The organism is Clostridium sp. 10cd* (assembly GCF_044336395.1).
Lineage (GTDB): Bacteria > Bacillota_I > Bacilli_A > Erysipelotrichales > Erysipelotrichaceae > Clostridium_AQ > Clostridium_AQ innocuum.
Genome location: NZ_CP172347.1, coordinates 2055419 through 2069776 on the forward strand (window position 1 = coordinate 2055419; position 14358 = coordinate 2069776).

At 46.7% G+C, this 14358-nt stretch carries 14 protein-coding genes; all 14 read left to right on the forward strand.

The features are described from left to right. The first annotated feature begins 114 nt into the window (after positions 1-114). The 14 genes from ACG3M1_RS10095 to zapE all read left to right on the forward strand — a co-directional run bounded on the left by ACG3M1_RS10095 (position 115) and on the right by zapE (position 14320). Positions 115-525: an SPOR domain-containing protein gene (locus tag ACG3M1_RS10095; RefSeq protein WP_002608636.1), complete on the forward strand. Its 411-nt coding sequence runs from the start codon at positions 115-117 to the stop codon at positions 523-525. Beyond that, complete coding sequence (gene radC / locus ACG3M1_RS10100; RefSeq protein WP_002608637.1) at positions 522-1211, forward strand: RadC family protein; 690 nt, start codon at positions 522-524, stop codon at positions 1209-1211. Before ACG3M1_RS10095 ends, radC begins: the two co-directional genes overlap by 4 nt. 96 nt (positions 1212-1307) lie before the next feature. Continuing rightward, positions 1308-2144, forward strand: a complete 837-nt coding sequence (gene mreC / locus ACG3M1_RS10105; protein WP_008819413.1) for a rod shape-determining protein MreC — start codon at positions 1308-1310, stop codon at positions 2142-2144. Positions 2145-2146: 2 nt separating this feature from the next. Beyond that, positions 2147-3238: a hypothetical protein gene (locus ACG3M1_RS10110; protein WP_395815377.1), complete on the forward strand. Its 1092-nt coding sequence runs from the start codon at positions 2147-2149 to the stop codon at positions 3236-3238. Further along, positions 3223-3999, forward strand: coding sequence for a septum site-determining protein MinD (gene minD, locus ACG3M1_RS10115; protein WP_002608641.1), 777 nt, complete (start codon positions 3223-3225; stop codon positions 3997-3999). The genes ACG3M1_RS10110 and minD overlap by 16 nt, the downstream gene beginning before the upstream one ends. A 260-nt stretch (positions 4000-4259) precedes the next feature. Beyond that, complete coding sequence (locus tag ACG3M1_RS10120) at positions 4260-5369, forward strand: AI-2E family transporter (protein WP_002608642.1); 1110 nt, start codon at positions 4260-4262, stop codon at positions 5367-5369. Between the two features lie 307 nt (positions 5370-5676). Continuing rightward, positions 5677-6252, forward strand: a complete 576-nt coding sequence (locus ACG3M1_RS10125; RefSeq protein WP_002608643.1) for a peptidoglycan DD-metalloendopeptidase family protein — start codon at positions 5677-5679, stop codon at positions 6250-6252. Beyond that, positions 6239-7015: a site-2 protease family protein gene (locus ACG3M1_RS10130; RefSeq protein WP_008819412.1), complete on the forward strand. Its 777-nt coding sequence runs from the start codon at positions 6239-6241 to the stop codon at positions 7013-7015. The genes ACG3M1_RS10125 and ACG3M1_RS10130 overlap by 14 nt, the downstream gene beginning before the upstream one ends. Before the next feature lie 112 nt (positions 7016-7127). Further along, entirely contained in the window at positions 7128-8084 is a 957-nt protein-coding gene (locus ACG3M1_RS10135) for a metal ABC transporter substrate-binding protein (protein ID WP_008819411.1), read from the forward strand. A gap of 105 nt (positions 8085-8189) precedes the next feature. Further along, complete coding sequence (gene polA / locus ACG3M1_RS10140) at positions 8190-10775, forward strand: DNA polymerase I (protein WP_008819410.1); 2586 nt, start codon at positions 8190-8192, stop codon at positions 10773-10775. Positions 10776-10783: 8 nt separating this feature from the next. After that, positions 10784-11614: a DNA-formamidopyrimidine glycosylase gene (gene mutM, locus ACG3M1_RS10145; protein WP_002608647.1), complete on the forward strand. Its 831-nt coding sequence runs from the start codon at positions 10784-10786 to the stop codon at positions 11612-11614. After that, positions 11611-12204 carry a dephospho-CoA kinase gene (coaE, locus tag ACG3M1_RS10150; RefSeq protein ID WP_008819409.1) on the forward strand — a complete coding sequence of 198 codons (594 nt, stop codon included), beginning with the start codon at positions 11611-11613 and terminating at the stop codon, positions 12202-12204. Before mutM ends, coaE begins: the two co-directional genes overlap by 4 nt. 4 nt (positions 12205-12208) lie before the next feature. Further along, positions 12209-13405: a DnaD domain protein gene (locus ACG3M1_RS10155; protein ID WP_008819408.1), complete on the forward strand. Its 1197-nt coding sequence runs from the start codon at positions 12209-12211 to the stop codon at positions 13403-13405. Then, on the forward strand, positions 13406-14320 hold the full coding sequence (gene zapE, locus ACG3M1_RS10160) for an AFG1/ZapE family ATPase (protein WP_002608650.1): 915 nt from the start codon (positions 13406-13408) through the stop codon (positions 14318-14320). Positions 14321-14358: the final 38 nt, after the last annotated feature.

Below are 14358 nucleotides of genomic sequence, written 5' to 3' on the forward strand. Positions count from 1 at the left end.
TTTAGGAGTTTCCCGATTTTAAATCGTATAGATATAGTGTAAGGAGGTGTTTTATCCTTTCCTGTCGAATGAGGTATGTGTCAAATGCGGGATGCATATGGTTAGGGTGAGGTGATGCATGTGGAAAATAAACGGCTGATTATGCTGTTCGGTATTCTGTTTTCCGTGGTATTCTGTCTGATGTATTATGTGCTGTTTTCCTTTACGCTGGGAAAAGCGAATGATGATAAGCGAACGCTGTATATGAATCAGGTGGGATTATATGAAAAGGCACAGAGTGTGCAGGATATGCAGGAAAAGCTGGAAAAGGAAGGTCTGAAAAGCTATACGATGAAGCAGGATAAGCTGACGGCTGTCGTCTGCGGTGTAAGCAGTGATGAAAAGGAAAGTCAGCAGGTTCAGCAGAAGCTGAAAGCGTTGAAATACAGCTACATTCCGAAAGATGTTACCGTAGAGAATTCCGATGTGGTCAAACTAATTGATGAGCAGGCATATGACAAGGCACTGGAAAGGATTGGAAAATGAAAGTAAAGGAATTAAACAAGGAGGAGCGTCCAAGAGAAAAGGCGCTGCAGCACGGAATAGCGGCGCTTTCCAATCGGGAGCTGCTGGCTCTGGTATTACGCAGCGGCACGCGTTCCATGTCCGCACTGGAGCTGGCAGATGAGGTGCTGAGGCACTGGAGCTCCATGGGGGATTTGGGAAAGGCGAATATGCAGGAGCTGATGGGACTGTCGGGAATCAAGGAGGCGAAAGCCATTTCTCTTCTGGCGGCATTTGAGCTGGGACGCAGAATCGCCTTTGATGAGGTGCTGCATGCACCGGGCATCCATCATCCGCAGGATATTCTGGAATGGGTCAATCAGCAGATCGGCTTTGAACAGCAGGAGCATTTTCTCGTATTGTTCCTCAATCAGAAAAATCAGCTGATCAGCAGCCGCGTGATGTTTGTCGGCACCCTGACCAATGCGAGTGTGCATCCCAGGGAAATCTTTCGGGAAGCGATGCAGCTTGGCTGTGCGAAAATCCTATGTGTCCACAACCATCCGTCCGGTGATCCGCAGCCATCCTCGGCGGATATCTCTTTGACCAGAAGTATTGAGGAGTGCGGCGTCATGACGGCGATTCCACTGATGGATCATATTATTGTCAGCCGCAATACATATTTCAGCTTCGCACAGAAGGGACTGCTGCAGCCGGGACTTTCCTAAAGTTTTCTTAAGATTTTGACAAAAACCAGATTGTCATTGAACTATTTTTCTTTCCCCTATATAATATATGGGAAACATGAAGAAATAGGTGAGAGCATGTCAAAATTGAATCGTTTTCAAAAAATAATCTTAGGCGTTATCGCGTTCTTTGTGATGATAGGTATCCTTTTAAGGAGTATGAGCGGCTCTGTAACAAGCAATATCGGCTATGATGTAGTCACGATGCTGAAATATGCACTGATTGATTATCCGACAGAAACCGTAAAAAATCTGTTCAGTGATTTTGCAAACCTATGGAGCGTGAATGAGGAAAATGACCGGCTGCGCTATGAGCTGAGCAAAAATCCTTCCTACAAGGCAAAGTATGTCAATGAGAAACAAAAAAATGCAGAGCTTGAGGAAGCATTGGGCATCAAAACGAGTGATGATACATATAAACGGACATGGGCGAAGGTTATTCTGCGTGATCAGGCTACCTGGAACAATGAGATTACCATTGATAAGGGCAGCAAGGAAGGCATTAAGGCCGGTATGGCAGTAGAAAGTACGAATGGCATGGTTGGAAAGATCAAGAGTGTTTCCGCTCATACCAGCGTTGTCAAGCTGCTGACCAGTGAAGATAAGCTGAATTCAGCATCCATTAAGATTCTGCTGGATGAAAAGAAAAGCTCTCTGGGTGTTTTGCAGAGCTATGATGTCAAGCGCGGCTGCTATATCGTTTTGCTGTTTGATGACAGCAGTGAAATCAAAAAGGGAATGCAGGTCGTCACAAGCGGCAAGGGCGGCGGCTATCCAAGCGGACTGCTGATCGGCACCGTGGACAGTGTGCAGGCGCTCTCCAATCAGACCGGACAGACCATCTATGTTCGGCCAATTGATGATTTTCAGACGTTCTCAATTGTTAGTGTCATCGTTGAAAAGGGAGATGAGTAGGCATGGCGCATATCGTCTTTGTCATCATCTGCTTTCTGATCGATGAAATACTTACCGTGATTTTTCCCAACAGCTATCTGATTAACGATCTGCTGTTCATACCGAATCTTGGCTTCTGTGCCATGGTGCTGACAATTCGTAAATTCAGTTTTCTGGATTCCTGCCTGTTCGCTTTTGGCTGCGGTATGATTTACGATTTCTGTTTTGCGAACACGTTTCTGCTCTATGCGATTATTTATACCGTCATAGCGTGTCTGCTGCAGCTGTGGAGCAAGCATATGACGGAGACGCTGATTGAATCGCTGGTTCTCTGTATTGTGACAATTTTCGTCAAGGATCTTCTGATATACTGCTATATGAACTTTCAAAGAATTACCAGTATGTCGCTGATGCTGTGGGCGGAGCGTTATGAGCTAATGACCTTGCTCGCTAATGCGATTCTTGTCATGGTTATTGTATTCCTCATTCGTATCAAGGACGACTATCTGGAAATGAAAGCACTCCGTATACGAAAAGGGGAGAAGGTCGAATGGTTGATTAAAATCAAAGGAATAAACGATACCTATCACATTTATGCGCAGTATGATGATGCATCTGCGTTTTTCCAGCAGCTGAAGGAAAGACTCAAATTCTGTCAGAATAAGAACGGACAGTATTTTGAGGCTTTTTTTCATATCGAAGGCTTGAAGCCGCAGCATCTGCAGGAGCTGTTTCAGCTTTGTGCAGATTGTCACACCCTGATTGCCGGCATCAATGAGCTGCCGCAGGAAAAGTCAAGGCGCATTCTGGAACAGGAGCTGCGGGGTGGAGAGCACTACCGCTTTCATGAGCCGCTGCTTTTGCTGGGCAATATCCGTAAGCAGGCCTTCGTGACAAGCAGTGAATCGCTGTATGTACTGGGCAGTGTGCAGGGCAGTGTGGATTTACTGCATGAGGATTGCGTGCTGGCGGCTTCGCATATCGATGGAAATGTGCGGATATGTGATACTCATTTCCAAAATATGACATCCTTTGCGCCCTGCAAAGTCTATTATGAGAACAGACATTTGGAAATGAAGGAATATAAGGAGGAGAGAATGTGGGAGAGGCAATAGCAATTACTTCCGGAAAAGGCGGCGTTGGAAAAAGCAGCGTCTGTATCAATATGGGCATGGTCCTGGCGCAGAAGGGCTACAGGGTTTGTCTGATCGATGTGGATTTGGGCTTGAAAAACCTGGATGTTATGCTGGGGTTGGAAAACCGTGTAATCTATGATTTAAAGGATGTGATGGAGGGGCGCTGTACCCTGGCAAATGCGATGATTCGTGATAAGCGTCAGGATAATCTGTACCTGCTTCCGGCATGCAAAACGATACATATACAGTATTTCCACGGTGAGGATTTAAAAATCGTCGTAGAGGAGCTGAAAAACCAGTTTGATTACATACTGCTGGATACACCGGCAGGAATCGAAAGCGGCTTTATACATTCGATTGCCTGTGTGAGCAGAGCAATTGTCGTAACGACACTTGATGTGACGGCATTGCAGGATGCAGACCGTATCATCGGTATTCTGATGAAGGAGGGAATGGAGCATATTTCCTTTATCGTCAACCGCATGAACGTACATCATATGGATCGGGGTATCAGCGTTTCGCTGGAGGAGGCGAAGCAGTGGCTGTCCATCGATTTTCTCGGCTACGTATTCGATGATGAGAATATGATGCGCTCCAACAATCATGGCAAGCCGATCGTATTGCAGCGGGAAACGCAGACCTACAGCTGCTTTGACAGCATTGTCCGCCGTATGCTGGGACAGCGCTGTCCGCTGCCGAAATATCGTGAAAGGAAATTTTTGCAGAAGCTGTTTGGATGAACGGTTGTCTGCTGAGGCTTATAGAGGCTTCTGACTTGCATTGCAAGGTGAGTCAGAAGCCTTATGCATTCTGCAAGGAATTCTGAAGCTGAGGATATCCGGTATACGCATCGCTGGATGGCAAAGCAGTTTCGGCAGAAACATCATCATATGTCACAATGCACGGCAGGCAATATCCCGTCAGAATTTGTTCAAGCTTGCTTCGCTGGTTTTTTTTCCTTCGGCATGGTAGAATAGAAAAGTGAAAGTATGGTGGTGTTATGTTAAAAAGATTTCTGAAAAAAATAGATCAGAGGTTTTCTATTTATACCCTGTGCAAGGTGATCTGCGTGTTACTGATTCTGTTCCTGCTGATTAAGACACAGGTTGTATGGGGAAGCTGGTACCGGATGCTGCGATCCATTCTGCAGCCGTTTATCATCGGCTTTGTCCTTGCATATGTGATGCATCCTCTTGTGGAATTTCTGGAAAAGAAGGGGATACCGAAGAATTTTTCCATCATTGCCATATGGGTGTGCGTACTGGTGTTTCTAATCGTGATGCTTGTTATGCTGATGCCGGTACTGTATGATAAAATCAATGAATTTATGACCAGCATGATTGACGGTGTTGTCTGGATTTCCAATAAGATCAAGACTCTCGGAAATATGAAGGATTTCTCACTGGTAAACAGCATCACCAATAATATTGTCAATATCCTGCAATCCTATGATGACTGGGTTCCGCAGCTGGTATCCAGTCTGCCGGGACTGATGAATACGGTTTTGAATGTCGTTACGAACGTTCTGTTCTCTATCATCATTGCAATCTATATGCTGTTTGACTTTGAGCGCATCAAGCGCGGTCTGCGGAAATTTGTTCACCTGTTTTTCAAAAACAGTGATATATATCTGCATGAAATCGATCAGAATGTCACTGTATATCTGAAATCCCTGATTATTCTGATGTTGATTAAATTTATTGAATACTCTGCCTTTTATTTTATGATCGGACATCAGGACTGGCTGATTATCGGCCTGCTGACATCGTTTGGTGTCATCATTCCCTACCTGGGTGGTACGATTGCCAACAGCATCGGTATTATCACAGCACTGACACTGCCGCCGAGTAACATCGTGGCTTTGATTATCGGTATCATGATCTTATCCAATGTGGATGCCTATGTCATCTCGCCTCTGGTTCATGAAAAGCGCAGTGCCATGGGGCCGCTGATTACCTTATTCGCTGTGTTCGCAGGGGGTGTCATCATGGGAGCTGTTGGGATCATGGTGAGTGTACCTGCAGCGATCGCCATTAAAACCGCTATCGAGGTTTATGAGCAGAAAACGGACCGCAGGCTGTACGATAATGCTGTGGAGCCGGACGTATAAAAAGTAAGCGGTGAAGTGCCTGCCGGCATTACAGAAATAAGGGTACGCAATATACATATAACCATAGACCTGTCAGTTGCACTGGCAGGCTTTTTTATCTTGTGGGAAAGATAGATTCGGGAAGGTGCGGCCAACGACATTTGCGGTTTATGCCTCTGTGTTCCTGATTTTCTGCCTGAATAATCTCAGCATTCCTCATACCAGTTCCATTTCGCTATACAGCACGTGCAAAAGCACAGACTGGAAAGCGGCTGCGGCACTTCTATTTCCAGCAGCGTGCGCATATAGTGTTAGCAGGAGGGATGATATGGACGATTTAAGAAGAGTTAGAAAACGAATCAGAGGCCGAAGATTTGACGGAGCAGGGGCGCAGGAACAGAAGCAGCGTCCGTTCATCCTGTTTCGTATGATCTATCATGCGGTCATGCTCATGATGTGCATCTGTGTTGTCGTACTGGCTCTGCTGCTCAATCAGAAGCTGAATCTGGTAAAAATGCCTGCCGTGATACAGCAGTTCCATCTGGAGGATCTGGGAAGCTGGCTGCCCTTTGAAAACTGGTTTTCACTGAAGGAGGAACCGGTTTCCACATCACCGGTGTATACACTGCTGAAGGACGATCATTATTCCAACGGTACCAATCAGGCACGCAGCGGATATGCCGGTGTCGTGCTTCATGTGCAGAAGCAGGCGGATAAAAAAAGCAGCGTCACCGTAAAGCAGGACAATGGTGCAGTGGTAACCTATGGAAATCTCAATGAGGTCAAGGTAAAGCAGGATGACCGCATTCTCAAGGAGGCTGTTCTGGGGACGGCTGACAGCTATGTAACCATCAACGCATTGAAGGATAATGAGAAAATCAAGGTGAGCGATGCATTTTCATAAGCTGCGGATACGGATATCTCTGCTTTGGCTGCCGTATCTGCTGATGCTGCCGTATCTGCCTGTAGCCCGTCTGATCGGATGGATCTTTATCATGCTTACCATTCATGAGATGGCACATATGTTATGTGCCATTCTCTTTCATTACCCGATTGAACGAATCAATATATACCCCTTCGGACTGGCGGCAACCATAACGCATATCGGTCACGGCTCTTTGGTGAAGGAAATTCTCATTATTTCCGCAGGTCCGCTGATGCATGTTCTGTTTCCATCCCTGTTTCAATTCTGTGTGGCAAAGGGGATCCTGTCACCGTCCTTTGCATCCTATCTGCATACGATCAATGCTTCCATTCTGCTGTTTAATCTGCTGCCGATCTATCCGCTGGACGGAGGACGGCTTATGCAGACTTTTTTTCACTGCTTTTTACGCTTTCGTACAGCGGAATATGCAACCCTTATTTGCTCCCTTATTTCCATCACAGCTGTTTTTTACTTTCATTTGCTGCAGGGAGTGAGTGCTGTCATCGTACTGATCTTTCTGATTCTGCAGATTTTCCTGTCCTGGCGCTCGCTTCCCCTGACACAGCTGCAGTTTTTTCATTATCGCAGGCTGCATCCGGTAGCTTATGATCCGATCCTGAATGAATCCTTCGATTTATACCGCGGTCGAAGGAATATCATAAAGTACGGCAGAGGCTGGATTGATGAGAAAGACTGGCTCAGGCAGCGCTTCGGCAGCGAGAAAAACAGTAGGCGTCCGTAAAGAAATGTGATATACTCAAAGGGTATGCGGTACCCTTATGGCAGGTGCTGTAAAGACTATTGTACCACAGGGGCATGTAATGGTATAATGGAACGCAAGGGAGGCAGGATCTATGAAGATAAAACTATTTCTTGTATCTGTTCTGGCGCTGTTTCTTGTCAGCGGCTGTGAAGAGAAAAATCCAAGCATTGCCACAACCGTATATCCTGTACAGTATCTGGTGGAAAGAATCGGCGGGGATGATGTAACCGTGAGCAATATAACAGAAAATACGATGATTCAGCGTGCGCAGATCAAATCCAGCTTTCAGGATATATTGAAGGACAGCGATGCCCTGTTTTATATCGGTGGTTTGGAGCCGTATATGGATTTGTATGTGGACGATATCCGGGATACCGGAGTGGATATGGTGGATCTTGCGACCAAGAGTGCAATTTATAAATTTGAACGCTATACCTCAACAACGATTGACGGCATTACGGCAGGAACGGAAGGCCCGTATTACGAAGGAGAGGAATTTGCCAATCTGGATACCTATGATGCAGACCCCATGCTTTGGATGGATCCGGTAGCGATGACCAGCATGGCGAGTGATATTCGTGACTATCTGGTACAGAAGTATCCGCAGTATAAGGACATTTTCGATGAGAACTACGATGCTCTGGAATTGGATCTGGCCCGGCTGGAGGCAGACTTTCAGGCTATCCCGGACGGTAAGATGAACATCAGCTTTGTTTCCATGACGCCATCCTTTGGAAACTGGCAGAAATCCTATGGCATTAAGGTATATCCGATAACCTTGTCCAAATACGGAGCACTTCCGACAAGCGATCAGCTGGCAGCTATGAAAAAGCGTATTAAAAGCGATCATGTGCGATATATAGCAATCGAACAGAATCTGAGTGAGGATATGGAGAAGCTGCAGCAGCAGCTGATTGATGAGCTGGCACTGATACCTGTGAATTTGAACAATCTCTCCAGCATTTCAAGTGAAGATAAAAAGGCCAGCAAGGATTATCTGACAATTATGTACGATAACCTGAAAGCACTGGAATCGATAGCATCCTAAAGGTCATAACCGGACCTTTTTCTTTTGAGTTGGATAATTTATCAGGCATCCTTCTTCTAAGAAGCGAAAACTGTGGTAAAATAAGAACGTATGGAGGAACCCCCAATGAAAAAACTTTTACTGATTGATGGAAATTCCATGCTGTTTCGTGCATACTACGCGACAGTATATGGAAGAATGATGAAAACGAGCAATGGTGTGCCGACCAATGCAGTATATGGCTTTATTACGATGATCAACAAGGCGCTGTCCATGGTGGAGCCGGATGCGGTGCTGGTCGCATGGGATGCAGGCAAGTCGACCTTTCGGCATGAGACGTATACCGAATATAAGGGAACCAGAAAAGAACTGGATCAGGAGCTGATCGTACAGTTTCCGATTGCCCGTGAATTTCTGGATGCCTATGGCATGAAGCGCTATGAATGCGAGGGTATTGAGGCGGATGATATCATCGGAAGTATGGCAAAGAAATATCCGGATGTGGAAATACATATCTTATCCAGTGACCGTGACCTGCTACAGCTGATTGATCCGACAACGGATGTCTATCTGATGAAAAAGGGTATCACGGAAATGGAAGTCATGGATGAGGCAAAGCTGAAGGAAAGCATGGGAATCGTACCCTCACAGATTATTGATCTGAAGGCACTGATGGGAGATACCGCGGATAACATACCGGGCGTGAAGGGCATCGGTGAAAAGACGGCACTCAAGCTTTTAAGTGAATATGAAACCGTGGATAATGTGTATGCACATATCGATGAAATCAAGGGCAAGCTGAAGGAAAAGCTGGAAACGGATAAGGAAAAGGCATTTTTATCCAAGTATCTAGCGACGATCAAGGTGGATGCCGAAATTCCGCTCCCCTTTGCGGATATGATGCTGAAGGAGCCGGGGGAAGAGCTGCACGATTTCTTTGTGAAATATGAAATGAAGAGCTTTGTAAAGGAAACCATGGATACCAGAGAGGTGAAAAAGGAAGGCAGCCGCACGATTGTGAAGCAGATTTCGCCTGATCTTTTACAGGATGGGGCACTGGTGTATGCCAATGTGGATAATGAAAGCTATTATGATGCACAGCTGTATGGCTTTGCCATCAGTCTGCAGGATCGCACCGAGTACATAGAGCTGTCAGACGCCTTGCAGGATACAGCATTTCTGGAATGGCTGAAAGAAGAAAACGGCAAGGCGGTATATGATGCGAAAAACTTCTATCACGCCCTGCATAAAAACAACATTCCCTTTGCGGATGTTACATTCGATGTCATGATTGCGGCATTCCTGGTGGATGGAACGCTGTCGGATTACGATAAGCTGGCGGAGAAGTATCAGTTTGACCGCAGTCTGTTAAAGGATGATGTATTCGGTAAAAAGGGCAAGGGAAAGCTGGTGGACAGTGACGAGGCTGCCCGCTATGCCATGGCGCAGGCCGATTATTTACAGGATCTGGTTGCCAAACTGGATACAGCGTTACGGGAAATGGAAATGAAGGAGCTGTTTACTACCATTGAAATGCCGCTGACGCATGTGCTGTACGCGATGGAAAAGGAAGGGGTTGTTACCAGCCTTTCCACTCTGGATGAAATCGCAAAGGCGACCAGTGATAAAATCGATGCCCTGAGTGCAAAGATATACGAGATTGCCGGTATGGAATTCAATATCAATTCTCCGAAGCAGCTCGCCGGTATTCTGTATGATGAGCTTGGCTTAAAGGCAGGAAAGAAGCGCAGCACTGCAGCGGATGTACTGGAAAAGCTGGCATCTCAGCATCCGATGATTCCGCTTCTGCTGGAGCATCGCAAGTATCAGAAAATCTATTCCACCTATGCGGTTGGCTTAAGCAAACACGTTTTAAAGGATGGTAAGATTCATACGATTTTCAATCAGATTCAGACACAGACCGGCCGCTTGTCCTCCTCGGAACCAAACCTGCAGAATATTTCCGTGCGGGATGAGGAGGGAAAGGAGATTCGCAAGGCGTTTGTCGCCAGTGAGGGACATGTGCTGCTGTCTGCGGATTATTCCCAGATTGAGCTGCGTATGCTGGCACATATGGCGAATGAAGAGGTGATGATCGATGCCTTTAACCATGGCATTGATATTCATACAAAAACGGCGATGCAGATATTCGATGTGGAACACGATGCCGTGGATGCCAATATGCGCAGGAGTGCGAAAACGGTAAACTTCGGCATTGTTTACGGACAGAGCGATTTCGGATTGAGTGAGCAGCTGGGCATTACCCGCAAGGAGGCACATGCCTTTATTGATAAATATTTTGCATCCTATCCGAATATTAAAAGCTTTATGGATACGACGATAGCATTTTGCGAGGAGCATGGCTATGTGAAAACGCTGTTCAACCGCCGCCGCTATATCAAGGAAATCAGCGATAAGAATTATATGATGCGGGAATTCGGAAAGCGTGCGGCTATGAATGCACCGATTCAGGGAAGTGCTGCCGATTTGATCAAGCTTGCCATGATTCATATATATAAGAAAATGCAGGAGGAACAGGTGAAATCCCGTATGATTCTGCAGATTCACGATGAATTGATTTTTGATGTCTGGGAAGAGGAACTGGAACAGATGAGATCCATTGTCGAGGAGGGCATGCAGCATGCGATGAAGCTGCGTGTACCGCTGATTGCCGAGGCGAATATCGGCAGGACCTGGTATGATGCAAAGTAGGTGATGATATGCCGGAGCTTCCAGAGGTAGAAACAGTTGTCAGAACATTGGAGCATCAGCTGGATCGTGTGATGATTACCGGCTGTGAGGTGTTCTGGAATAATATTATAGGCTATCCGGATGCAGCCACCTTCTGCAGGGATATCGTTGGAAAGACGATACAGGGATATTACCGCCATGGAAAGTATATGCGTTTTGACCTGGGGGATATGGAATGGATCTGCCATATGCGGATGGAGGGGAAGTTCTATGTGCAGCAGCCGCAGGAGCCTTATGATAAGCATGTTCATGTGATTCTGCAGCTAAGTGACGGACGGCAGCTGCGCTATCACGATACAAGGAAATTCGGCAAGATGTATCTGTATGAGAAGCGTGCGGATGTTTCCTCCTATCCGTGCTTTAAAAATATCGGATATGATGCCTTTGATGAACGTATTACGGCAGAGTGGATGTACCACACGCTGCATAAGAAAAAGACCGCGCTGAAGGCTGTGCTGCTGGATCAGCGCTATATCGCCGGTATTGGTAATATTTATGCGGACGAAATCTGCTTTGCCATGCATATGCATCCGGAAACGATGATCAATCATTTGCGGAAAAAGGACTTTGAGGAGCTGATCTATCATATCCGTCGAATTCTAAACGGTGCAATACGTGCCGGAGGAACGACGATTCGCTCATATACCTCCCAGCTTGGTGTGGATGGCCGCTTTCAGCTGAAGCTGAAGGTACATGCAAAGAAAGGAGAGGCATGTCCGGTTTGCGGGACGACGATCAAAAAGATTGTCGTCGCAACACGGGGAACCTGTTTCTGTCCGACATGCCAGCGCAGAAGATGAGAACAATTGGACTGACCGGAGTTATGGGAGCCGGAAAATCGAGTGTGATTCGGATATTGCAGGAGGAGGGCATTACCGTGCTGGATTGTGATGCCGTGAATGCACAGCTGCTGCAAAAGCAGGAGGAAGGCTATACAGCGCTGATTCAGATGTTTGGAACCGATATTCTGAATGACGAGGGCAATATCATGCCCCAGCGGATGAGTGATCTGATCTTTTGTGATCCTGAGAAAAAAAGACAGGCAGAGGGGATTTTGCATCCACTGATAAAGAAACGTATTTTTGAAGAGCTTGCATTACATGCAAAGGAGGCTATTGTCGTTGTGGAGGTGCCGCTGCTCTTTGAGGTACACTGGGAGGATGCCTTTGATGAGGTCTGGGTAGTGGCCTGTGATGAGGAGCTGCTGTTATCCCGTCTGAAGCTGTATCGCCATATTTCCAAAGAGGAAGCGCTGCGCCGCTTACGGCATCAGCTGCCGCAGCAGGAAAAAATAAAGCGTGCAGATGTCGTTTTTTACAATAACAGCGATTCGGCAAGTCTGAAAAGACAGATTTGTGATATACTGAACATGAAGAGGCAGTTGAGGTGAGCGTGTGAACAGAAAAGAGGATAAATGCCGTATTGAGGTACAGGGCGAAATGACAGCGGAGCGCTATGCTTCCTTTACCATGCTGTATGTTCCCCTGATCGGCAGCGATGCAGCGGCACTGTATCATACGCTGGTCAGCATCGGTACGAGAAATCAGAAGATTCGCAATCATATTCTGATTCAGACTATCAGTAGGCTGAGCATGGAAGCCATGGAGAAAAGCCGGCATGTGCTGGAGCAGTATCTGTTGGTGAAAACCTTTTATGATGCTGCGAAAAACAGCTATCTGTATCAGGTGTTCATGCCCAAGGACGGCAATGAATTTCTCAGACATGAGGTGTTCGGACGTCTGTACCTGAAGGAAATGGGGAAGGATGTATATGAGTTCAACAAGCTGAGCTTCGCCAAGCCCTGTGAGGATAAGTCGGCGTATCAGGAAATCACCATTCCCTTTGTGAATATTCTGAAGGAGGACTGGCAGGATGTGCAGGAGGAGGATTTCCGCAAGCTGAAGCCGCAGCAGGATCTTCTGCATCACAACGATATCCCTTTAAGCTTCAATTATGATCGGTTTTTAACCGGTCTGCCGCAGATGGTATTTCCCTCCTCTGCCCGCAATGAGAAGAATCTGCGGATCATCGGGGAGCTAGCGACGATTCACGGCATCGATGAGATTACCATGCGCAAGCTGGTTTCCCAGAGCATGGATTTGAAAACCAATACGCTTAACGTGGAACAGCTGAAAAAAAAGGTGCGCAGCTGTAAGTCGGAATTTCATGCCGAGGAAAACAAAGATCCCTATCGTTTTCCACCGGTTCGCTTTCTGCAGAACCTGCAGCATGGCGTGGAGGTCAGCCGCAGCGACAAGTATCTGATTGAAGCGCTGATTTCCGATTTCAAAATGAAGCCGGAGGTTGTCAACGTATTGATTGAGTACGTGCTGAAAATGAAAAATCAGCAGTTTCCGAAGGCATACGTTGAAAAGGTGGCAAGCACCTGGGTGCGTCTGGAAATCGATACGAGTGAAAAAGCGCTGGCGCATATTCAAAGCGAGACGGAAGAAAAGGGAAGTCGCCGCAAGCCGGTTCAGAAAAAAGAGCTGCCGTCCTGGTATCACAATCAGGAGGAAATCAAGGTGGATGTGGAAGATTTTGATGAAGATGAGCTGCTGCAGAAGATGAAGAAACTGAGAGGTGAGTAAATGGAGAAATTATCATTTGCATTTACACTGAGCGAGGAACAGAAAAAAAAGAAAGAGGCGCTTGTTGCGCGGCTGATGAAAAACGACCATGTGCTTGCCTGGCTGAAACGCAATGGCTGCGACGAGGACTTTGTGTGGAAGCACAGTGGGAAATTTGCAGACTGGACAGCTGTGATGGATAAGTGTGAAGGCTGTCACGGATTAGATTTCTGCCGACAGCCGGAAAAGGGGACACGCGTCGATCTGTATCTGGATGGAATGCTGATGAATCAGATATCGCATTGTACATACTATAAGGAACAGCAGAAGCAGTATGCACATCGCTGCTTCTATAAGCAGATGGATATGCTGGAGGATTACCTGCTGGTGGATGTTACGTGCCTGAGCCTGCAACATGAGGCTGTTGAATATAAGACAGCAGTTGCGAAGGTTATTGACCTGTTAATGAATGAACATCCGCAAAAGGGTCTATACTTATGGGGAAAGCCCGGAGCCGGGAAAAGCTGGCTGGCGGCCGGCATGTGCAATTATTATGCCAAGCAGGAAAAACGTGTGGCGTTCGTCAATGTCCCCAAGCTGATTTCCGATTTGAAGCTTTTGTTTCACGAGCCGGATGCCATGGAGGCAAGGCTTCGCAGTATCCGCAACGCAGAGGTTGTCGTGTTTGATGATATCGGCGGTGAGAGTGTTACGGCCTGGAGCCGGGATGACATTCTGCTTCCGTTGATGGATGCCCGTATGGAAAAACGGCGCCTGACAATATTTACGAGCAATTATTCCATGGAGGAGCTGAAGCAGCGCCTGTGTGCGGCAGCAAGTAAAAGCAGTGAGCCGGTAGCGGCCGAGCGGCTGCTGGAACGCATCCGTGCCTTGTCTTGTGAAATATTTATAAAAGGCGAAACAAGACGAAAATAATGCTAGTAAAAATTGTAATATAATGGTATCATAGTAAC

What these genes read in the sequence shown, in the direction of transcription:
- coaE (WP_008819409.1), top strand. Translation starts at nt 11,611, where the DNA reads ATGAGAACAATTGGACTGACCGGAGTTATGGGAGCCGGAAAATCGAGT.
- ACG3M1_RS10095 (WP_002608636.1), top strand. Translation starts at nt 115, where the DNA reads ATGCATGTGGAAAATAAACGGCTGATTATGCTGTTCGGTATTCTGTTT.
- ACG3M1_RS10135 (WP_008819411.1), top strand. Translation starts at nt 7,128, where the DNA reads ATGAAGATAAAACTATTTCTTGTATCTGTTCTGGCGCTGTTTCTTGTC.
- ACG3M1_RS10130 (WP_008819412.1), top strand. Translation starts at nt 6,239, where the DNA reads ATGCATTTTCATAAGCTGCGGATACGGATATCTCTGCTTTGGCTGCCG.
- mutM (WP_002608647.1), top strand. Translation starts at nt 10,784, where the DNA reads ATGCCGGAGCTTCCAGAGGTAGAAACAGTTGTCAGAACATTGGAGCAT.
- ACG3M1_RS10120 (WP_002608642.1), top strand. Translation starts at nt 4,260, where the DNA reads ATGTTAAAAAGATTTCTGAAAAAAATAGATCAGAGGTTTTCTATTTAT.
- radC (WP_002608637.1), top strand. Translation starts at nt 522, where the DNA reads ATGAAAGTAAAGGAATTAAACAAGGAGGAGCGTCCAAGAGAAAAGGCG.
- ACG3M1_RS10125 (WP_002608643.1), top strand. Translation starts at nt 5,677, where the DNA reads ATGGACGATTTAAGAAGAGTTAGAAAACGAATCAGAGGCCGAAGATTT.
- polA (WP_008819410.1), top strand. Translation starts at nt 8,190, where the DNA reads ATGAAAAAACTTTTACTGATTGATGGAAATTCCATGCTGTTTCGTGCA.
- ACG3M1_RS10110 (WP_395815377.1), top strand. Translation starts at nt 2,147, where the DNA reads ATGGCGCATATCGTCTTTGTCATCATCTGCTTTCTGATCGATGAAATA.
- mreC (WP_008819413.1), top strand. Translation starts at nt 1,308, where the DNA reads ATGTCAAAATTGAATCGTTTTCAAAAAATAATCTTAGGCGTTATCGCG.
- zapE (WP_002608650.1), top strand. Translation starts at nt 13,406, where the DNA reads ATGGAGAAATTATCATTTGCATTTACACTGAGCGAGGAACAGAAAAAA.